Origin of the sequence: Rhodococcus sp. NPDC056960 (assembly GCF_042674125.1) — a bacterium.
Classification (GTDB): Bacteria; Actinomycetota; Actinomycetes; order Mycobacteriales; family Mycobacteriaceae; genus Rhodococcus_F.
Map to the genome: position 1 here is coordinate 1 of NZ_JBHURF010000055.1, position 19,966 is coordinate 19,966.

Annotated in this window: 18 protein-coding genes; 7 read left to right on the forward strand and 11 right to left on the reverse strand. The window is 67.6% G+C overall.

Annotation, left to right across the window (positions count from 1 at the left end):
* Positions 1-692 precede the first annotated feature (692 nt).
* Together ACFTWF_RS43330 and ACFTWF_RS43335 are read left to right on the forward strand one after the other, a co-directional pair.
* A complete protein-coding gene (locus tag ACFTWF_RS43330) occupies positions 693-2,111 on the forward strand; it encodes an MFS transporter (protein ID WP_378467216.1) in 1,419 nt (472 codons plus the stop codon).
* A 36-nt stretch (positions 2,112-2,147) separates the two neighbouring features.
* A complete protein-coding gene (locus ACFTWF_RS43335) occupies positions 2,148-2,288 on the forward strand; it encodes a hypothetical protein (RefSeq protein WP_378467217.1) in 141 nt (46 codons plus the stop codon).
* A 21-nt stretch (positions 2,289-2,309) separates the two neighbouring features.
* Here ACFTWF_RS43335 and ACFTWF_RS43340 read toward each other — a convergent pair whose 3' ends face one another.
* The 9 genes from ACFTWF_RS43340 to ACFTWF_RS43380 form a co-directional block, all read right to left on the reverse strand.
* Positions 2,310-3,140: an alpha/beta fold hydrolase gene (locus ACFTWF_RS43340; protein WP_378467218.1), complete on the reverse strand. Its 831-nt coding sequence runs from the start codon at positions 3,138-3,140 to the stop codon at positions 2,310-2,312.
* Positions 3,137-3,589, reverse strand: a complete 453-nt coding sequence (locus tag ACFTWF_RS43345) for a MaoC family dehydratase (protein ID WP_378467219.1) — start codon at positions 3,587-3,589, stop codon at positions 3,137-3,139. Before ACFTWF_RS43345 ends, ACFTWF_RS43340 begins: the two co-directional genes overlap by 4 nt.
* A gap of 27 nt (positions 3,590-3,616) precedes the next feature.
* Positions 3,617-5,314, reverse strand: coding sequence for a PHA/PHB synthase family protein (locus ACFTWF_RS43350; protein WP_378467220.1), 1,698 nt, complete (start codon positions 5,312-5,314; stop codon positions 3,617-3,619).
* 16 nt (positions 5,315-5,330) lie between these two features.
* Positions 5,331-6,902, reverse strand: a complete 1,572-nt coding sequence (locus ACFTWF_RS43355) for a long-chain fatty acid--CoA ligase (protein ID WP_378467221.1) — start codon at positions 6,900-6,902, stop codon at positions 5,331-5,333.
* A 36-nt stretch (positions 6,903-6,938) separates the two neighbouring features.
* Positions 6,939-7,532: an RBBP9/YdeN family alpha/beta hydrolase gene (locus ACFTWF_RS43360; RefSeq protein ID WP_378467222.1), complete on the reverse strand. Its 594-nt coding sequence runs from the start codon at positions 7,530-7,532 to the stop codon at positions 6,939-6,941.
* Between the two features lie 16 nt (positions 7,533-7,548).
* A complete protein-coding gene (locus ACFTWF_RS43365; protein WP_378467223.1) occupies positions 7,549-8,844 on the reverse strand; it encodes an MFS transporter in 1,296 nt (431 codons plus the stop codon).
* 127 nt (positions 8,845-8,971) lie between these two features.
* Complete coding sequence (locus tag ACFTWF_RS43370; protein WP_378467224.1) at positions 8,972-10,024, reverse strand: 3-keto-5-aminohexanoate cleavage protein; 1,053 nt, start codon at positions 10,022-10,024, stop codon at positions 8,972-8,974.
* Between the two features lie 26 nt (positions 10,025-10,050).
* Entirely contained in the window at positions 10,051-10,965 is a 915-nt protein-coding gene (locus ACFTWF_RS43375; RefSeq protein WP_378467225.1) for a TauD/TfdA dioxygenase family protein, read from the reverse strand.
* A gap of 34 nt (positions 10,966-10,999) precedes the next feature.
* Positions 11,000-11,974, reverse strand: a complete 975-nt coding sequence (locus ACFTWF_RS43380; RefSeq protein WP_378467226.1) for a quinone oxidoreductase family protein — start codon at positions 11,972-11,974, stop codon at positions 11,000-11,002.
* A 138-nt stretch (positions 11,975-12,112) separates the two neighbouring features.
* Here ACFTWF_RS43380 and ACFTWF_RS43385 point away from each other — a divergent pair, with 138 nt between their 5' ends.
* A complete protein-coding gene (locus ACFTWF_RS43385) occupies positions 12,113-13,123 on the forward strand; it encodes an AraC family transcriptional regulator (RefSeq protein WP_378467227.1) in 1,011 nt (336 codons plus the stop codon).
* Here ACFTWF_RS43385 and ACFTWF_RS43390 read toward each other — a convergent pair.
* Together ACFTWF_RS43390 and ACFTWF_RS43395 are read right to left on the reverse strand one after the other, a co-directional pair.
* Positions 13,099-13,923, reverse strand: coding sequence for a class II glutamine amidotransferase (locus ACFTWF_RS43390; protein WP_378467228.1), 825 nt, complete (start codon positions 13,921-13,923; stop codon positions 13,099-13,101). The genes ACFTWF_RS43385 and ACFTWF_RS43390 overlap by 25 nt on opposite strands.
* A gap of 16 nt (positions 13,924-13,939) precedes the next feature.
* Positions 13,940-14,494, reverse strand: a complete 555-nt coding sequence (locus ACFTWF_RS43395) for a GNAT family N-acetyltransferase (protein WP_378467229.1) — start codon at positions 14,492-14,494, stop codon at positions 13,940-13,942.
* Positions 14,495-14,680: 186 nt separating this feature from the next.
* Here ACFTWF_RS43395 and ACFTWF_RS43400 point away from each other — a divergent pair, with 186 nt between their 5' ends.
* From ACFTWF_RS43400 to ACFTWF_RS43415, 4 genes are read left to right on the forward strand one after another with little or no spacing between them, the layout of a single operon-like run.
* The gene (locus tag ACFTWF_RS43400) at positions 14,681-16,042 is read left to right on the forward strand and encodes an MFS transporter (protein WP_378467230.1); all 1,362 of its coding nucleotides are present in this window, start codon (positions 14,681-14,683) and stop codon (positions 16,040-16,042) included.
* Positions 16,043-16,091: 49 nt separating this feature from the next.
* Complete coding sequence (locus tag ACFTWF_RS43405) at positions 16,092-17,687, forward strand: aldehyde dehydrogenase (NADP(+)) (RefSeq protein WP_378467231.1); 1,596 nt, start codon at positions 16,092-16,094, stop codon at positions 17,685-17,687.
* Between the two features lie 25 nt (positions 17,688-17,712).
* Positions 17,713-18,648, forward strand: coding sequence for a 5-dehydro-4-deoxyglucarate dehydratase (locus tag ACFTWF_RS43410; RefSeq protein ID WP_378467232.1), 936 nt, complete (start codon positions 17,713-17,715; stop codon positions 18,646-18,648).
* Positions 18,648-19,919, forward strand: coding sequence for a glucarate dehydratase family protein (locus tag ACFTWF_RS43415; protein ID WP_378467233.1), 1,272 nt, complete (start codon positions 18,648-18,650; stop codon positions 19,917-19,919). Before ACFTWF_RS43410 ends, ACFTWF_RS43415 begins: the two co-directional genes overlap by 1 nt.
* Positions 19,920-19,966 lie beyond the last annotated feature (47 nt).

The following is a 19,966-nucleotide window of genomic DNA, read 5'->3' on the forward strand; positions in this document are numbered from 1 at the left end:
GGCACCACCACACCGACAATGGGCGCCTATCAGGTCGTGTGGGCCATTTCCGCAGTCGCCAGCCTGCTGATCGTTCCACTCATCCTGGTCAGGACGGGCCACATCACGATCGGAGAGACACAGCAGTGAATTTGGGCGCCGGTCCTGCGGGTGCTGACTCCTCTGCACCGGCGAACCACAGCACCAAGGCCGTGTTCGACGACGCCGCACTACCCTACGGCGCCGCGTCAGTGGCCGATATGGCTTGGGAGCGTGTGCAACTCGGCTGACTGCCGAAGAATGTAAACGGGATATGCCCGATGGCGATGTCAGATTAGGTACCAGCGGTCGTTGCAGCGCCGATCTTCGCCGGTGTTGCAACGACCCTGGCGCATCGGGAAGTAGTGCCGCACAGCGCCGAACTACATGTAAGCAGGCTGAAAATGGTGGTTCAACACCGCGCGAATGTCCCACTCCCTCAGCTGAGACGCACCCGATGAGGGAGGCACTGCTGATACACGTATAGTCCCTGCCTTCCTACCAGCCCAGGCTCCGAGTTCAATGGAGTTCGGCCGCTGAGCAGTGGCGCCAATTTTCACGGCCGACGATTGTTGTGGGGTCGTGCTCGATAGAAAGCTCGTCAAGTGACTTCACCCGTAGAGACAACTACACGTGGACCGGGGGCCGCCTTTTCAGTTTGTGTTGCCGCCGCCATGCTGGCCATCTTGGATCTGTCCAAGGTGAACGTCGCTCTCCCATCCATCGAGGCTTCGCTCGATGGGAGCCCGACCGAGCTGCAACTCGTCGTCTCGGGATACGCCCTCGCCTTCGGGATCGCTTTGGTACCTTCTGGTCGTCTGGGCGATATGGGTTCACGCAAACTCATGCTCCTGTTGGGCGTCGCATTGTTTTCTGGTGCCAGTCTGATCGGTGCGCTCGCCCCGACACCGGAGATCCTGCTGATCGGTCGCGGTCTGCAGGGCGTTGGTGCCGGCATGCTGATGCCCCAGTCGATCGGGCTCATCCAGCAACTCTTTCAGGGCCCAGCGCGTGGCCGCGCATTCGGAGTGTTCGGTGCAGCCGTCGGAATCTCAACCGCGTTCGGCCCTCCGCTCGGCGGTCTCCTGATCGCCGCCGGCGGACCGGACAACGGATGGCGATGGCTGTTCGCGATGAATATTCCGCTCGGGATCGCGATCCTCGTACTTGCCTGGCGCATCCTCCCCTCTCACCAAGCCAGGGATACTTCGCGGCGTTATTCGCTCGACCCAGTTGGAATCGCACTGATCGCCGTCGCCACGGTCGCCTTGTTGATACCGTTCGTGACTACCACAGGTCGCGAGGGCGACAACCCGGCGCGTTGGCTCTGGTTGACCCTGTGCGTCCTCGCCCTCGGTGCATTCGTGGCGTGGGAGCGACGCTATGAAGGTCGGGGAAAGACTCCGGTGATCAACCTCGGGCTGCTCCGCGTCAAGTCCTACCGTCACGGATTGATCATCGTGTCGAGCTGGTTCGCCGGGCTGCCCGCACTTCTGCTGTTGGTCACACTGTTCTTGCAGCAAGGACTCGGGCTGTCGGCGATGATGGCGGGGCTGAGCAGCATCCCGTTCGCGCTCACATCAGCGTTGTCGGCCTGGTACGCAGGCAGGCGCGTGGAGCGTTACGGACGACAACTCATCATCATCGGGTTCGGTCTCGCCCTTGCCGGGCTTATCGCGACGATCGCGGTGGCGGAGTTCGTTCCTCGATCGATCGTGCCCTGGGCGATTGTCGCTACGCTGACCCTGATAGGTGCCGGGGGTGGCTTGGTCATGTCCCCGAATCAGACACTTACTCTCTCCGAAGTGCCTGTCGCTCAGGGAGGTGTGGCAGGCTCAGTGACGCAACTCGGCCAGCGTGTCGGCACAGCCGTCGGTGTCGCGGTCGCCTCGTCAGCCTTCTACGCTGCCCTCAACATCGACGACGTACCTACCCTCGAGACGTACGAGAAGGCGTTCGGCCTCGGATTGCTCGCCAGCGCAGGATTCGTGGTAATCGCCCTGATCACAGCCCTCCGTGCATGGTCTGCCCACCGCGGCGCTTCTCGTCGACAGCAGACAGCAGACACCATCTCGGAAGGTATCCGCGTATAAATGCACAACCCCGGCGACGTTCGAATTTGGTTTCAGATGCGAGCACTTCACCAAGTCGACGATGTAGTAGAAGCCGTCTTCGTCGACGCGGACGAGGTCGCCGGTGTGGAACCAGCTGTCGCGCAACACTTCCGCGGTGACCTCGCGGCGCTCGCCGAGATGGGCGCGGACGGCTGACCCGTTGCGCACAGCCCACCGCTACGGCGCCGAGAGGAAGGACGTGACCGCCGGGGCGAGGCTTTTCGGATCGGTGATGATGTCGACGTGGCCGCCGGGGTGGACGAGCAAGGTCGCGTGTGGCAGAAGCGTGTTCAGGATGTGCGCGTTGAGGAGCGGGATGATGGGGTCGTCGCTGCCCGCGACGATCAGCGTGCGTTGCCGCACGAGGGGCAGCACCGGCAGGCTGGTCCACATCGCACCCGCGAGAAGCTGGTGGACGTAGCCGATCCGCGAACCGGCGTGCGCCTGTTTCCGGAACACTCGCGCCACGTCGTCTCCGCCCCGTCGGGCGGCGCCGCCGTACAGGTCGCCGGCGACGGCCGACGCGTAGTCGGGGTCGGTGAACCGCTTCGGGGTCAGCATCTTCGAGAGCACCCGCGGATGACCCGGAATCATGAGGGCGCCGGTGCCGGTGGCGACGAGGACGAGGCGCCGGCACCGGCGCGGATTCTGCAGGGCGAACTGCTGCGCGAGCGATCCGCCCCACGACAACCCGAGGACGTCGACGGCGCCGACCCCGATCTCGTCGAGCAATCGGTTCAGGCCGCAGGCGAGCGCCGGGATCGCATACGGAACCGGGGAGGCAGCCGAGCCCCCGGTGCCCGGGACGTCGAAGCTGATGATCGTCGCGGCCGGATCCAATGCGGCGACCAGCGGTTCGAGTACTTCCAGGCCGGCCCCGATGCCGTTGCACAGCACCAGCGGCACCCCGGTACCGGTGCGGATCCGCACCCGGATCCGCAACCCGCACACCGGAACGACCCTGTCCTCGAACCCGTCGCGGCCGCCGAACAATTCGGTCACGGTCACGTGTATAGCACCACGACGTCGGCGATGCACACCGGTCGGGTGCCGCCGTCGATCTCGTAGATCACACGAAACACGACCTCGATGCCGGCGGGCTTCTGCTGGGCCGCGGTGACGGATACGGTGGCGCGCGCCGCGGAGCCGACGGGCACGGGCGCCGGGAACCGCACCTTGTTCAGTCCGTAGTTGAGGGCGGCGTCGATTCCGTCGACGGTGAGTACCTCGGCGAGGATGCTCGGTACCAGCGACAGGGTCAGGTAGCCGTGCGCGATGGTGCGGCCGAAGGGGCCGGACGCGGCGCGGTCCGGGTCGGTGTGGATCCACTGGTGGTCCCCGGTCGCGTCGGCGAACAGGTCGACTTGGTCCTGCAGGATCTTGAATGTGCCGGTGGTGCCGATGGTCTGTCCGGCCAGCGCGAGAAGTTCGGTGGGCTGGGTGAGGTGCATAGTCATGGTGTTCCTGTGATCGTGGCGAGGGGGTCAGCTGTGGTGGACGTAGGTGCCGGGGGCGGGGGCGACGGGCGGGAATTGCCGTGCCCCGAGGGTGTGGGGTGCGTCGACGTCGGGTCCGCTGCGTTCGGCCAGCCAGCGGCCGTAGTCGGGCCACCACGAGTCGGTCGCGGTCTCCGCCGCGGTCAGCCACTCGTCCGGTGACTGCGAGTCGGGCCGACCGAATCGGAAGGACGCCCGCGGATTGCCCGGCGGGTTCACGAGTGAGGCGATGTGACCGTTCGACGACAGCACGAAGCGGGAGTCCTTGCTGCCGAGCAGGCGAGCGCTCCGGTAGGTGGACTGCCACGGGCAGAGGTGGTCCGCGGAACCGCCGACGACGTACGCGTCGGCGGTGACGGTGGTCAGGTCGACGGGCGTGCCGAGCATGGTCGCCGCGCCCGGTGTCGTCAGGGCGTTGCGCAGGCCGAGCAGGACGAGGTCGCGGTGTAGTGCCGCCGCCATGCGGGTCGTGTCCGAGTTCCAGAACAGTACGTCGAAGGCGGCCGGCGACCGTCCCTGCACGTAGTTGTTCACCCAGTACCGCCACACCAGGTCGGTCGGACGCAGCCAGGCGAACATCTCGGCGAGGGTGCGCCCGTCGAGGTATCCCCGGGCGGCCGAGTCACGGAGCGCGGCTGCGGCGGCACGCTCGCTCATCATTGCCGCCGCGGTACCGGCCCGGGTCTGGTCGAGGACGGTGACGGCGAGGGTGAGGCCGGCGATGCGGTCGCCCTCGCCGATGTCGGTGAGGTGCGCGGCGACCATTGCCGCGAGGATCCCGCCCGAGCAGGTGCCGAGGAGGTGCGCGCTGTCGGTCCCGGCGACGCACTGCACCGCGTCGAGCGCCTCCACGATCGCCGCACCATAGGTGTCGGCATCCCAGTCCCGGTGCCGAGCGTGGGGGTTGCGCCAGGAGATCGCGAAGACCTGCTGGCCCTGCTGCAGCAGGTACTCGATCAGGCTGCGGCCCGGAGCGATGTCGAGAATGTAGTACTTGTTGATGACGGGCGGGACGATCAACAGCGGTGTGGCGTGGACCTTTTCCGTCTGCGGCGTGTAGTGGATCAGTTCGAAGGCGCGGGTTTGCAGCACCACGGCACCCTGTGTCGCCGCCACGTCCTCCCCGACGGTGAACGCGTCAGGTTCGACCATGGCGGGCACGCGAGGTCTCGACCGCAGGTCGCGGACGAGCGCGCGGACGCCGCGTGCTGCGCTGAGGCCGCCCGTGTCCACCATTGCTTTCCAGCCCAGCGGGCTGAGGAGGGGATTGTTGGTGGGGGACAGGCCTTCGACGAGGTTGTCGAGGACGAAGCGCATCCGCTCGTGGTCTCGCCAGTCGAGTTCGGCGTCGTCGAGGAGGGCGGCGGCGGTGTGCGACGTGGCGAGGTACGCCTGCATCGCCCGGCGCAGGGCCGGATTCTGCTGCCACCCGGCGTCGCCGAAGCGCTTGTCCGCCTTCGCGGGCGAACGGTCGGAGCTGCCGAGGGCAATGGCGCCGAGTTCGCGGGCGAGGGCGCCGCCGCGCCGCGCAACGGTACCCGGGCGGGCGGCGAGGCTGCGCCCGAGGCGGGCCCACGAGCTGTCGGGGAGCATGCGCGCCGCGACATCGCGGGTTCCGCTGGTGAGGAGGAGGTCGAGGGGAGCGGTGAGCTCATCGGGCACGGTCGGGAGGGAAGTGGTGCTCACGCTGGTGCTTTCGGTGTCAGAGTGCGGCCGGGGCGCGGCCGAGTTCGCGTTTGAGGATCTTGCCGGTGGCGGTCATCGGCAGGGAGTCGACGAATTCGACGGTGCGGGGGTATTTGTAGCTCGCCATCTGCTGCTTGGACCAGGCGATCAGCTCGTCGGCGGTGATCTGTGCACCCGCCTCGAGGATGATGTACGCCTTGACCTCCTCGCCGTGGCTGTCGTCGGGGACCCCGACGACGGCGGCGAGGGAGACGGCGTCGTGTGTGAGGAGGACCTCCTCGACCTCGCGGGGGTAGACGTTGAAACCGCCGCGCACGATGAGTTCCTTGGCGCGGTCGACGATGTAATAGAAGCCGTCGTCGTCGACGCGGGCGAGGTCGCCGGTGCGGAACCAGCCGTCGCGCAACACTTCCGCGGTGGCCTCGGGGCGGTTGTAGTAGCCCTTCATGATGTTGTGGCCGCGCAGTGCGATCTCACCGATCCGGTCGGTGCCGGTGACGGTGTTCCACTCCTTGTCGACGAGGCGCGCCTGGATGCCCCAGACGGGAACGCCGATCGATCCGGGCCGGGGCTCGAGGGCGGGATCGCTGAACGTCGCGAGTGGCGACGTCTCGGACAGGCCGTAGCCCTCGAGGATCTGCACGCCGAACCGGTCGGCGAACCGAGTGAGGATCTCCACCGGCAGCGCGGCGCCGCCGGAGATGGCGCGGCGCATGTTCCGTGCGATGCGGTCGATGTCGACGGGGTGCTCGTCGAGGGCGCCGAGCAGTCCCCAGTACATGGTGGGCACCCCGGCGAAGACGGTGACGTCCTCCCGCTCGATGAGGTCGAGTGCGGCGCGGGCCTCGAACCGGGGCAGCAGCACGAGGGTTGCACCCACCGAGATGCCGGCATTGAGGGTGACGGTCTGGCCGAAGGAATGGAACAGCGGCAGGGTCACCAGGTACCGGTCCTGGGTCGCGGGAGTGCTGTCGAACAGCCGGTTCGCGGTCAGCGCGTTGAGCGCCATGTTGGCGTGGGTGAGTTCGGCGCCCTTGGGTTTTCCGGTGGTGCCGCTCGTGTAGAGGATGACGGCGGTGTCGCCGGGTTCGCGGACCACGGCGTCGAAGTGACCGTCGTGCCGTGCGAGGGCGTCGGTGAGAGTCCCGACGCCGTCGATCATGGCGGGGGCGGCCGGGTCGGTGGTGATGCGGAAAAGGGCGCGGCAGCGCGGACTCTGCGCGAAGCCGGACAGTCCGTACTCGCCCATCGGCAGGTCGGGCGTGCCCTCGTAGCAGAAGTAGGCCTTGGCATCGGAATCGTCGAGGTGATATGCGATCTCGCGATCCTTGAGCAGAACGTTGAGCGGTACGACCACCGCCCCTGCTTTGAGGATTCCGTAGTAGACGACGGGGAACTGCGGAATGTTGGGACACGACAGCGCAATCTTGTCGCCGGGTTCGATGCCCGCCGACACCAGCAGGTTCGCGACCCGGTTCGACTGGGCGTCGAGTTCGGCGTAGGTCATCCGCTGGTCACCGAGCACCAGGGCGACGCGGTCGGGGAATCGTCGGGCGGAGTCTTCGAGGAGTACGGAGAGGTTGAGCACCGGGGAGCTTTCTCGTCGGGGAACGGTGGGGTGGCGCTACGCGAACGACGCGGCGGTGGTGGCAGTCGAGTTGATCAGCTCGCGGAGCAGTTCCTCGGCGTACGGCCAGTACCCGTAGCCGGCGGCGGGGTTGAGGTGGCCGACGGCGCCGAGGTCGACGAGCTTGCTGCCCCATGACTCGGCCATCCCGGCGACCCGCCGGAACCGGGCCAGCGGGTCGTCGGTGCTGGCGGCCACGATGCTGGGAAACGGGAGCCTGCGCCGCGGGACGGGGGTCCATCCGCCCTGCTCGAGGTCCACCGGTGTGGGGTAGCCCGCGGGCAGCGGTTCCTCGAGATCCGGTGGGGTGGCGAGCAATGCGCCCTGAATCGGGCGCATGGACTGCTGCGCCCAGTGGACGGTGATCGCCACTCCCGCACTGTGCGCGACGAGCACCACCGGGCCGTCGATGCCGGTGACGACGTCGTCGAGTGCGGCGATCCGGGCGGCGAGACTGAGTTTGTCCCGCTCGAGCGGCGGCACCGTCCGCACGGCGTCGAGTCGCTCCGCGAGCAACGTCTGCCAATGGTCGGCGACGTGATCGCGCAGCCCGGGCACGATCACCACGGTCGGTTCGGGGGAGGTGGTCACGGTCGGCTCCAATTTCTTATGAGATGGCGGTGAGGGCGGCGAGCTTGCGGCGTCCGGCCGGGTAGGCGCGTTTGCCGAGAATGAGGGCGACGATCGCAACGACGTAGATCAGGGGCGCGATCTGTAGGGCGGTGACGAGGCCGAAGCGGTCGGCGAGCAGCCCGACCACGAACGGGCCGAGGGCCAGTCCGAGAAGGTTGTTGGCGAGTGTGAGGGTGCCGAACGCCGAGGCGCGCACCGACGAGTGGGTGAGGTTCGCGACCATCGCGGCGATCGGGCCGGACGAGCCGGCGGAGAAGAAGGCACCGATACCGATCAGGATCAGCTGGGCGGATCCGGACGGCATCTGGAAACCGGCACCGAGGAACACGAGCGAGAGCACCCCGTACACGACGGCTGTCGTCCATTTCTTCGCAGGATCGTGCCTGCTGACACGGTCGGTGATGATGCCGCACACCACCATGCCGCTGCCGACGGCGAGGACGAAGATCGACGCCATCGCACCGGCCTTGTCGGGGGCGAGGCCGTACGACCGGTTGAAGAAACTCGGCAGCCACGCCAGCAGGACACCTGCGGTGAACATCTGCAGACCGCCACCGACGTATGCCAGCAGGACGGCGGGTGTGGTGAAGAGGCTCGAGAGCGGTGCCCGGAAACCGGCGGGGTCGTCGTGGACGGCGGCTTCCGTCAGTTTCTTTTCGGACACCAGGACACGGAACAGGGCGACGAGGATGAGACCGAAGACGGCCATCGCGGCGAACGACCAGCGCCAGCCGAGGTTGACGGCGATGACGCCGCCGAGTGCGACACCGATCACGGAACCGAACGATCCGCCGCCCATGAAGGCGCCACTGAGCGCGGAGTGAACACGCGGGGCGAACACGCTGAGCACCACTGCGATGCCGACACTGCCGTAGGCGGCTTCGCCGACACCGACGAGGAATCGGGCGCCGAGCATCTGCTCGTAGTTGGTGGCGAGCGCACAGAGCAGGGTGGCGGCGCTCCACAGGACGGCCATGAGAAGCAGGCTCTTGACCCGGCCCCACCGGTCGGCCAGCAGCGACAGCGGGAGGGTCAGCAGTCCGACCATCAGTGCGACGATGCTGCTGAGCGACGCCAGCTGTGAATCGGACAGCGCCCATTCGGTTTTGAGGAGGGGGAAGACGGCGCTGAGGACCTGCCGGGACATGTAGTCCGACAGCAGCAGGCCGAAAGTGAGCGCGAAGACGATCCAGGGATACATCCGGGACCGTCGGGTGGGTGCAGTAGTGGTCTCGACGACCGCGTCCGCGGTGGTGGTGGGCAGTCCCATGAGGGCCTCCTATGGCCGACAGGAGTGATAAAGGAGTGCGGGGAGGGAGCCGGGCGTGCTCACCAGGAGCAGCGAATCGTCCGGCTCCCTCCCCGGTCGTGACCGAAATCCCCCCGGGTGCGGGAACTCAGGCGTGCTGGGTGAAGCCCACCTGGCCGGGACGGCGGTTGGGTGCGTAACCGAGCTTGGCGAGGGTCTCGTCGGCATCGGCGTAGGTCTGACCGATCCGGTAGATGTCGCGGGCCTCCTTACCGGTGGCCACCTCACGGCCCAGTTCCCCGGCGACCCGGACCAATTGCTCGACCTGCGCGACGGACGTCATCTTCTCGCCCTTGCGGCCCCAGATCGTGTCCTCGTTGCCGCACCGCGGGTGCAGGCCCATCGCGATCGCCATCGCGTTGACCGGTAGCACGCTGCGCATGAGGGTCTCGAGGGTCAGGCACGCGCCGTCCGGGACCCGCTGGACGAAGTTCATGATGTTGTACGGGTTCGGGCCGTCGAAGCCGCCGCCGATACCCACCCAGGTCAGGTTCAGCGGACCGGTGTAGACGCCGCGGCGGATGAGCCGTTCGACGGTCTCGAGCTGGGGGATGCTCGACAGCTGGAAGTGCGGCTGAATGCCGGCCGCCTGCAGGCGACGCAGATGCTCCTCGACCCACGCCGGGCCGGCCGGGACCGTCATCTCCCGGTACGCCTCGGCGAGTTCGGGCCGCTGCATCGAGGTGCCGGCGATGTCGTCGGCGGTCATCAGTTCCATGATGTTCATCTGCGAGGTGTTGATCGCGATGGTCACCTGGTCCGGTGCCGGGTCGAGGTCGGCGAGCATGTGCCGGGTGTCGTCGGAGAGCCACTTCGCGTCCGAGCCTTCACCTTCCGGCGCGAACGAGATGGAACCGCCGACCTGCAGGATCATGTCCGGAACCGCTTGCCGCAGTCCGGCGAGCAGTTCGTTGAACTTGGAGAGCCGCTTGGAGCCCTTGCCGTCGAGTTCGCGGACGTGGATGTGCAGCACCGTGGCGCCGGCCTCGTAGCAGTCGACCGCCTTCTGGACGTGCTCGTCCATCGTCAGCGGCAGGTCCTCACGGAAGTCGTCCGGCTCCCATTCGGGACCGTACGGGGCACAAGTGATGACCAGCTTCTCCTGGTTTTCGGGGAAGAGGGCGTCGTCGTGGAAATGCATGGAATTACTCCTGTCGGGTGGGGTGGTCAGAAGGGGCGGTCGCCGATGATCCCGGCGCGTTCCATCTTGCGAACGGCGGGCCAGTAGTCCTGTACCGCATAGTGTTGCGTCGAACGGTTGTCCCAGATGGCGACGCTGTTCGGGGTCCAGCGCCAGCGCACCTGGTATTCGGGAATGGCGGCCTGGCTGATCAGGTAGTTGAGCAGGTTGCTGCTGCCGGGCGCGTAGTCGATGCCGTACCGGATGTTGTCGGGGGTGTGGTAGTTGACGAAGTGCGTCGCGAAAGCGTTGACGAAGAGGATCTTTTCGCCGGTTTCCGGGTGCGTGCGCACCACGGGGTGTTCGGCGTCGGGGAAACGATCGTGCAGGGCGTGCCGCTGCTCCTGCGTCTGGGCGGCGCCGAACGAGGCCTCGATGCTGTGCCGGGCGCGGAGTCCGTCGATCTGCTTCTTCACCTGGTCGGGCAGTTTGGCGTACGCCTCGGCCATGTTCACCCAGATCGTGTCGCCGCCGACCGGGGGCGTCTCGACGGCCCGGAGCACGCACCCCATGGGCGGGTTGTCGCGCCAGGTGGCGTCGCAGTGGAAGGCGTTCTCGTAGTGCTCGGCCGGGCTGTCGAGGTCCTTGTAGATCCGCACCAGCCCGGGATGGTCGGGGTCGCTGCCCGCGACGGGATGATCCTCGAGCGGCCCGAAGCGCTCGGCGAGCGCCACGTGCTCGGCGCGGCTCATGTCCTGGTCACGGAAGAACAGAACTTTGTATTCGAGGAGCAGCTCCCGGAGTTCGGCGAACAGGGCGTCGTCGAGGGAGACGTCGCCGAGGTTCACGTCGAACAGTTCGGCGCCGAGCGAGCAGGTCATCGGCGCCAGCCGGAACGAACCGGAGGGGGAGAGGATTGCGTTCTGCTCGGGCGAATACGTCAGTTGCGCGGTGTCGGTCATGATGGTGTCTCCGTCGTGGTGAGGGTGCCGCGGCTCAGAGCCGGAACACCGAGGAGCCGATGCTGGTGCCGGCCTCGAGATCCCGGTGTGCCTGGACGGCGTCCTCGAGTCCGTAGCTCTGGTTGATCTCGATCCGGATGCGGCCGGCCTCGACGTGGTCGAAGAGTTCACCGGCGAGTTCGGCGCGCTCGGCGGGGTCGGCGATGTAGTCGGCGAGTGCGGGCCGGGTGACGAACAGGGATCCCTTGACGGCCAACTGCATTGCGTCGATCGGCGGGATCGGTCCGGACGCCGTCCCGAAGCACACGAGCAGCCCGCGGCGGGAGAGGCAGTCGAGCGAGGTGTGGAACGTGGACTGCCCGATGCTGTCGTAGACGACGGGAACGCCGGCGCCGCCGGTGATCTCCCGAACCCGCTCCGCGACGTTCTCCCGGGTGTAGACGATCACGTGCTCGCATCCGTGGGCGCGGGCGATCGCCGCCTTCTCGTCGGTGGAGACCGTCCCGATCACGTTGACGCCCAGCAGCTTCGCCCATTGGGTGAAAATGAGTCCGACGCCACCGGCGGCGGCGTGGAGGAGGACGGTGTCGCCGGCCTTCAGGGGGGCGATGCGGCGCAGCAGGTAGGACGCCGTGAGGCCGCGCATCGTCATCGCGGCCGCGGTGTCGAATCCGATCGCCTGCGGCAGCGGGATCAGCGGGGCGGCGGGCATCACGCGCTCGGTGCTGTAGGCGCCGAGAGGGCTGCCCGTGTAGGTGACGCGGTCGCCGACCTGCACGTGGGTCACGCCGGAACCGATTTCTTCGACAACCCCGGCGCCCTCCACGCCCATCCCGGCGGGCAGTGCGGCCGGGTAGAGACCGGTGCGGAAGTAGGTGTCGGCGAAGTTCAACCCGACCGCTTCGTGCCGGATCCGGACGCCGTGCGGTCCGGGCTCGCCGACCTCGACCGTTTCCCACTTCATGACGTCGGGGGCGCCGTGCTCGTAGAACCGAACAGCCTGTGCCACAGTACTTCTCCTCGTTTTGTGATGACCGCCCTAGCAGTCCTTCCCTGTGATGCACCTAACAGTAGGGTGGCGACGAGGCGATCGCTTATCCTGACGGGACACATGACCTATCATTTCGGGACAGACGGAGGAGGTGGCATGAAACCCCTTGCGCGTTACGCGTCGCTGAACGGATACGTCGAGCTGTGCCGGTCGCTCGACGTCGACCCGGTGCCGTTGATGAGGGCCGTCGGCCTCGACCCGATCGGGCTCGGCGTCCAGGACCGCTGGATCCCGGCCGCGTCGATCGCCCGCCTCCTCGACCGGACCGCCGCGGCGTCCGGGTATGCGGATTTCGGCGCCCGGCTGGCCGAACGCAGGCAGTTCTCCAACCTCGGGCCACTCAGCCTCGTCGTCCGCGAGGAACCCGACGTCCGGAGCGCCCTGCGCGTCCTCACCCGGTACGAGCACACCTACAACGAGGCGCTGCGGACGCGGATGTCCGAGTCGAACGGCCTCGTGACCCTCCGCGTCGACCTCGACGTGGGGGAGGCGGTCGAGACGCGGCAGTCGATCGAACTCGCGGTCGGGGTGCTGCACCGCCTGCTGCGCGGGTTCCTCGGCGGCGGATGGAAACCCCTCGCGGTGTGCTTCCCGCACAGCGCCCCGTCGGATGCCGCGACGCATCGGCGGTTGTTCGGCCCGGCGCTGAACTTCGACCACGAGTTCGCGGGCGTCGTCATCGAGTCCGGCGACCTGAACGCGCCGAACAAGATGTCCGACCCCCTGCTGCGCCCCTACACGCAGCAACTCCTCGACTCCTGGGAACCGTCGGACGACGTCACGATCGTGAGCCGTGTCCGCGAGTTGATCGAACTACTGCTCCCGACCGGACGCTGTTCCGTCGAGCAGGTGGCTCGCAGCCTAGGGGTCGACCGGCGAACCGTGCATCGCCGGCTCGCCGAGAGCGGGGAGTCGTTCTCGACGGTCCTGGACGCCACCCGCGTCGAACTCGCCGAACGGATGGTCGCGAATCCGCGGCTGAGTCTCACCGAGATCGCGGACATGTTGTCGTTCTCGGCGCCGAGCAACTTCTCGCGCTGGTTCAGCGGCCGGTTCGGGTGCAGCCCGAGCCGGTGGCGGGCTCAGCGGGTCGGTGACACCGGCTGAAACGGCCGTATCTCGTCGTCGCCCGGGCGGATGATTCCGGCGTGCGACTCGGGCACCTCCTGCCAGGCGCCTTCGAGGTCGCGGAGCGGTTCGGACACCACGAAGCGGGTTTCGTCGCCGAGTCGGTGCAGCACCTCCACCTCGGGGTGGAGGGCTCGGACCTTCTCGATGGCGGTGGAGAAGAACAGCGACCGCGTCTGCTGCTCGGTCGAGTACCGGAAGATCCAGACGGAGACTCCGTCCGTGGTCGCGATCGTCGCCTGCACCGGGTTCTCGACACCGTGGCGCGCGCCGACGTCCTCGACGTACCCGACGGCCCGTGCCACCGCGGTGAGCGGGTCGTCGGTGAGACCGAACGTGAGGGCGAGGAAGAAGAGGGTCTCGGAGTCCGTGGAACCCTCGAGGTCGGGGTAGAGGCTCGGATCGACGGCCATCGCGAGGTCGCGTTTGACTTCGGGGAATCCCCGCAGCGCACCGTTGTGCATCCACAGCCAGTTGCTGTGCCGGAAGGGGTGACAGTTGCTGCGCTGCACGGGAGTTCCCGTCGACGCACGCACGTGCGCGAACATCAGCGGCGTCCGGATCTGCCGGGAGATTTCCTGGAGATTGCGTTCGTTCCACGCGGGTTCGATGCACTTGAACACGGCCGGGGTGGGGCCGTTGCCGTACCAGCCGATGCCGAAGCCGTCACCGTTGGTGGTGGTCGCACCCATCCGGGAGTGCAGGCTCTGGTCGATCAGGGAATGGACAGGCCGGAACAGCAGGTCCTCGATGAGGATCGGATCGCCGGAGTATGCCATCCATCTGCACACCTTCTCATTGAAGCAGGTCGAGCCTGCTGATGTAATGCGCTCCGTCGTCGATCGGATTGTCCGGCGGCAGGTACCCCTCGCCGACGCGGCGGAAGCCGGCTTTCTCGAGGGCGCGCCACGACGCCCGGTTGGGGACGACCACGGGGACGACGATCGCGGTGGCGTCGGGGAGGTCCGTGCGGCACCGGTCGACGAAGGCGCGGATCATCGCGGTACCCAGACCGTGACCGGTGTGCTCCTGATCCCCGACGAAGTAGTCGATGGAGATGCTTCCCGGCGGGATCTCGACGAGGGCGGTGAGGAGCGCGAGGTCCTCGGCATAGTCGGCGATCCGGTAGCGCTGGATGAATCCGAACGGCACGCCACTCCGGAGGACGAGGAAGTCCTCGCTGGCTTCGGTGCCGTCGATGCTGCCGCCGAAGTCGCGTTCGATGTCCGCGTCCGCGGTGTCGTGGTTCCAGAATCTCGCCACGTGCGGTTGGCGGAGCCATCGTTGCAGTTGAGGGAAGTGCTCGCGGCTGGTGCGGACGAATTCGAAGGTGACTGCGTCGGCGCTCACGGTAGGGAAACTAGCAGGAACGCGGTCGATGCCGTTTCGGCATCGATCACGCGAAACTTTGACTTGGACATGTATCGAACGCCGCCCTAGCGTACTTCCTATGACTCAGGTCACGCTTCCGAACAGGGGCGTGATCCGAGTCCCCCAACGTTCTCAGCCATCCGAACCCAGAGAGAGGAGTCACCGATGACCCTCCCCCTCGCCGTGTCCCCGGCAGTCGACAGCGCGGTCGCCAAGATCTTCCGCCGTGTCGTGCCGTTGTTCATCGTGATGTTGATCTGCAACCAGCTGAACCGATCGAACATCGGATACGCCCAGACTCATCTCGAGGCGGATGTGGGCATCGGCGCCGCGGCCTACGGGTTCGGAGCAGGCCTGTTCTTCATCGCGTACGCCATCTTCGAACTGCCGTCGAACGTGCTCATGGAGAAGTTCGGCGCCAAGGTGTGGCTGACGCGAATCATGATCTCGTGGGGCCTCGTGTCCGCGGCCATGGCATTCGTCAACGGCCCGGAGATGTTCTACGCGCTGCGCTTCCTCCTCGGTGTCGCCGAGGCCGGCTTCTTCCCCGCGATCATCTTCTACTTCACCCGCTGGCTGCCGAACAATCACCGCAGCCGCGCCACCGCACTCTTCATCGCCGGCTCCTCGATCGCCGCCGCGATCTCCGGGCCGATGTCCGGTCCGCTGCTGTCGCTGGACGGTCTCGGCGGACACCACGGCTGGCAGTGGATGTTCGGCCTCGAGGGCCTGCTGTCCGTCGTCGTCGGGCTCGTCGCCTACCGGCTGCTCGACTCGAAGGTCGACGACGCCAAGTGGCTGACGTCCGAAGAGAAGCACGACCTGCAGGCCGTGATCGCCGAGGAGGACGTGCTCCGCAGCGAGGCCTCCGCCAAGCGCGGAGAGACCGGCTCCCGCTGGAAGTTGCTACTGCAGCCGCGCATCCTGGTGTGCTGCGCGATCTTCTTCGCCATCACCATGGCGATCTACGCCAACACGTTCTGGCTCCCGTCGATCATCCGTCGCATCCCGGGCACCACCGACATCACCGTCGGCCTGCTGTCGTCGCTGCCATGGATCTGCGCGATCTTCGCGATGTACTTCTCCAACCGGTCCGCCGACCGCACCGGGCGGCACAAGCCCTACCTGGTGGCGGCACTCCTCATCGGTGGTGTGGGCACGATGGCCGCCGCGTTCGTCACGCCCTGGCTCGCGCTGCCGCTGCTGTGCGTCGCGACGATGGGCTTCAAGAGCGCGAGCCCGCTCTTCTGGTCGATTCCGCAGCGCACCCTGCACCCGCTGGTGCTGGCGCCGGCGATCGCGATCATCAACTCGCTGGGCAACCTGGGCGGCTTCGTGGCCCCGTTCGGCTTCGGTGTGATCAAGGAGCAGACCGGGACGGTGACGATGGGTCTGGTCGTGCTGTCGCTGTTCGCCCTGGCCGCCGCCGCGGCGGTGGCGTACTTCCGCCGCGACAAGGAAGACATCGACGAGGTCGCGGACCTGACCGAGGTGGCTCCCGACGAGTCCACCGTGCCGGCCAAATGACCTCTCACCGGACCATACGAAACGTAGACGAGAATTCGAGGATCGCATCATGACAGCAACGGTGAACCGGACCGACGTGACCGGGCAGATGATCATCGCAGGTAAGCCCGTCCAGGGTTCCGGCGCAACGATCCACGGCATCGACCCCACCACCGGCGCACAGCTGGAACCCGGTTTCGCACACGGTGACGACCGGGACGTCGACGCCGCCTGCACCGCCGCGGACGAGGCGTTCGCACCGTTCCGTGCCACCACGTCCGAGGAGCGCGCCCGGTTCCTCGAGGCGATCGCCGACAACATCGAGGCCCTCGGCGAGACGCTCGTCACCAGGGCATGTGCCGAATCCGGACTTCCCCAGGGCCGCATCGCCGGTGAGGTGGGCCGCACGTCCGGACAGCTGCGACTGTTCGCCGGCGTCCTGCGCGACGGCGGCTGGAACGGCGCCCGCATCGATCCCGCGCTGCCCGATCGGACTCCGCTGCCGCGTGCCGACATCCGTCAGCGGAAGGTCCCCCTCGGCCCGGTCGCCGTGTTCGGTGCCAGCAACTTCCCCCTCGCGTTCTCCGTTGCCGGCGGCGACACCGCGTCCGCGCTGGCGGCGGGCTGCCCAGTCGTCGTGAAGGCTCACGACGCGCACCCCGGCACGTCCGAGCTCGTCGGCCGCGCGATCGCCGACGCCGTCGCGAGCACCGGCATGCCGGCGGGGACGTTCTCGCTGCTGTTCGGCTCGGGACGCGGACTCGGCACCACGCTGGTCACCGACCCGCGGATCAAGGCCGTCGGCTTCACCGGATCCCGTTCCGGCGGAACCGCTCTGGTTGCCGCCGCCGCGGGCCGCCCGGAACCGATCCCGGTGTACGCCGAGATGAGTTCCATCAACCCGGTGTTCGTTCTGGAGAACGCGCTCGCCACGCGGGGCGCCGAACTCGGTCGTGCCTTCGTCGGTTCTCTGACGCTCGGATCGGGACAGTTCTGCACCAACCCGGGTCTCGTCATCGCGGTCGACGGTCCCGGGCTCGCCTCGTTCGTCGACTCCGCGAGCGCCGCCGTCGCCGAGAGCACGCCGACACCGATGCTCACCCCGAACATCGCCGGCTGCTACGCGGACGGCGTCGCCGCCCTCACCGGAGCCGCGACCGTGGAGGCCCGCGGCACCGAATCCGACGCGCCCAACACCGCAAGGGCCGCACTGTTCAGCACCGACGCCGACACGTTTCTGGGGTCGGAGGTGTTGCAGCAGGAGGTGTTCGGTTCGTCGAGCCTGATCGTCCGCTGCCGCGACGCCGAGCAGGTGCGTGCCGTCGCCGCCAAGCTGGAAGGCCAGCTGACCGCCACCGTCCACGTCGACGACGCGGATCTCGACGAGGCCGGGCGACTGCTGCCCGTCCTCGAACTCAAGGCCGGGCGAATCCTGTTCAACGGCTGGCCCACCGGGGTCGAGGTCGGTCACGCGATGGTGCACGGCGGTCCGCACCCGGCGACCTCCGATTCCCGCACCACGTCCGTGGGGTCGCTCGCGATCGAACGCTTCCTGCGTCCCGTTGCGTACCAGGATGTTCCGAGTTCACTGCTCCCCGCCGCCATCGCCGACGGCAATCCCGACCAGTTGTGGCGTCGCATCGACGGCCGACTCACCCAAGCCTGATTTTCCCCTCGTGAAGGAGTTTCCCATGCTCGACGGCGTCCTGTTCTTCCCCGTCACCCCGTTCACCGCATCCGGCGACGTCGACTACGACCGGCTCGCCGAGCACGTCGCCAAGGGCGTCGACGCCGGCCCCGGTGGTGTCTTCATCGCCTGCGGCACCGGCGAATTCCACGCCCTCGGGCTCGAGGAGTTCGGCCGGATCGTCGCCACGGCCGTCGAGGTCGTCGCCGGTCGGGTCCCCGTGTTCGCCGGCGCCGGCGGTTCGGTGCAGCAGGCCAAGGAATTCGCCACCAGCGCGAAGGCCAACGGCGCCAACGGTATCCTGCTGCTCCCGCCGTACCTGGTGACGATGCCGCAGGCCGGTCTCGTCGAATACACCCGCAGCGTCGCCGAGACCACCGACCTTCCGCTCGTCGTCTACAACCGCGGCAACGCCCGGTTCGACGAGGCGTCGGCCGTGGAGGTCGCGCAGTTCCCGACCGTCGTCGGGTTCAAGGACGGCACCGGTGATCTCGACAAGGTCGGGCGCATCGTGCGTGCCGTCAAGGACGCACTCGCGCCGTCCGGCAAGCCGTTCCTGTTCTTCAACGGCATGCCCACCGCCGAGGTCACGCAGCAGGCGTACCGCGCGATCGGTGTGACGCTGTACTCGTCCGCCACGTTCGCGTTCGCCCCCGAACTCGCTCTCGGCTTCTACGAGGCGCTCGAATCGGGCAACGAGGAACTCACCGACGCCCTGCTCCGCGACTTCTTCCACCCCCTCGTGCGCCTGCGTGACCAGGTGCCCGGATACGCGGTGTCGCTGATCAAGTCGGGTGTCGCGATGGAAGGCATCGACGCCGGGCCGGTGCGTCCTCCGCTCGTCGCGACCAGTGACATCCACCGGCAGGAGCTGGCGCAGATCACGGCCGCGGGTCGCGCCGTTCTCGCCGACTCCCTCGCCGTGCAGGCGGCGGTCTGATGTCGGCCGCGCCCATCCGGATCACCGGCGCGCGGATCACGCCCGTCGCGTTCGTCGATCCGCCGCTGCTCAACACCGTCGGCGTCCACCAGCCCTACGCGCTGCGCGCCATCATCCAGCTGGACACCGACGGCGGTCTCGTCGGGCTCGGTGAAACCTACGCCGACACCGCCCACCTCGCCCGGCTCGAGGCGGCGGCCGAGGCGATCGTCGGATTGGACGTGTTCGCGCTCAACGCGATCCGGGCCGCGATCGACGAGAAGGTCGCCACCCTGACGGTGACGGGCGGCGACGGCGTCGCGGGCATGATCACCACGGCCAGCACCACCGACCGCGTGTTCTCCCCGTTCGAGGTGGCGTGCCTCGACGTGCAGGGCAAGGCCCTCGGCAGGCCGGTGTCCGATCTGCTCGGCGGCAAGGTACGAGACGCCGTCCCGTTCAGCGCCTACCTGTTCTACAAGTGGGCCGGACATCCCGGCGCCGAGCAGGACGAGTGGGGCGAGGCGATCGACCCCGACGGTCTGGTCCGTCAGGCGCAGAAGATGATCGGCGAGTACGGCTTCGAGGCCATCAAGGTGAAGGGTGGGGTGTTCCCACCCGACGAGGAGATCGCCGGAATCAAGGCGCTGCGTGCCGCGTTCCCCGACCTGCCGTTGCGCCTCGACCCCAACGCCGCGTGGACCGTGGACACCTCGATCCGGGTGGCGTCGGAACTCGACGGCATCGTCGAATACCTCGAAGACCCGACCCCCGGCCTCGACGGCATGTCCGAGGTGGCCCGGGAGGCGAAGATGCCGCTCGCCACCAACATGTGCGTCGTCGCGTTCGATCAGCTCAAGCCCGCCGTGGTGAAGGATTCCGTGCAGGTCGTGCTGTCGGATCATCACTACTGGGGCGGACTGCAGCGGTCGCGGCTCCTCGCCGGCATCTGCGACAACTTCGGCCTGGGCCTGTCGATGCACTCCAACTCGCATCTGGGCATCAGCCTGGCCGCGATGGTGCACCTGGCCGGCGCCACCCCGAACCTCACGTACGCGTGTGACACGCACTGGCCGTGGAAGACCGAGGACGTCGTGAAGCCCGGCGTGCTGAAGATCGTCGACGGTGCGGTCGCGGTGCCGACCACTCCGGGGCTCGGCGTGGAGATCGACGAGGACGCCCTCGCCGCCCTGCACCAGCAGTACCTCGACTGCGGAGTTCGCGACCGCGACGACACGGGGTACATGAAGTCGGTCGACCCGACGTTCGAGAACACCTGCCCCCGCTGGTAGGGGTCTCGACGGAAGACGCCGGCCGACACTCGGTCGGCGTCTTCCCG

What these genes read in the sequence shown, in the direction of transcription:
- ACFTWF_RS43345 (WP_378467219.1), bottom strand. Translation starts at nt 3,589, where the DNA reads ATGACTATGCACCTCACCCAGCCCACCGAACTTCTCGCGCTGGCCGGA.
- ACFTWF_RS43330 (WP_378467216.1), top strand. Translation starts at nt 693, where the DNA reads ATGCTGGCCATCTTGGATCTGTCCAAGGTGAACGTCGCTCTCCCATCC.
- ACFTWF_RS43410 (WP_378467232.1), top strand. Translation starts at nt 17,713, where the DNA reads ATGCTCGACGGCGTCCTGTTCTTCCCCGTCACCCCGTTCACCGCATCC.
- ACFTWF_RS43365 (WP_378467223.1), bottom strand. Translation starts at nt 8,844, where the DNA reads ATGGGACTGCCCACCACCACCGCGGACGCGGTCGTCGAGACCACTACT.
- ACFTWF_RS43415 (WP_378467233.1), top strand. Translation starts at nt 18,648, where the DNA reads ATGTCGGCCGCGCCCATCCGGATCACCGGCGCGCGGATCACGCCCGTC.
- ACFTWF_RS43385 (WP_378467227.1), top strand. Translation starts at nt 12,113, where the DNA reads ATGAAACCCCTTGCGCGTTACGCGTCGCTGAACGGATACGTCGAGCTG.
- ACFTWF_RS43375 (WP_378467225.1), bottom strand. Translation starts at nt 10,965, where the DNA reads ATGACCGACACCGCGCAACTGACGTATTCGCCCGAGCAGAACGCAATC.
- ACFTWF_RS43370 (WP_378467224.1), bottom strand. Translation starts at nt 10,024, where the DNA reads ATGCATTTCCACGACGACGCCCTCTTCCCCGAAAACCAGGAGAAGCTG.
- ACFTWF_RS43335 (WP_378467217.1), top strand. Translation starts at nt 2,148, where the DNA reads ATGCGAGCACTTCACCAAGTCGACGATGTAGTAGAAGCCGTCTTCGTC.
- ACFTWF_RS43390 (WP_378467228.1), bottom strand. Translation starts at nt 13,923, where the DNA reads ATGGCATACTCCGGCGATCCGATCCTCATCGAGGACCTGCTGTTCCGG.
- ACFTWF_RS43405 (WP_378467231.1), top strand. Translation starts at nt 16,092, where the DNA reads ATGACAGCAACGGTGAACCGGACCGACGTGACCGGGCAGATGATCATC.
- ACFTWF_RS43400 (WP_378467230.1), top strand. Translation starts at nt 14,681, where the DNA reads ATGACCCTCCCCCTCGCCGTGTCCCCGGCAGTCGACAGCGCGGTCGCC.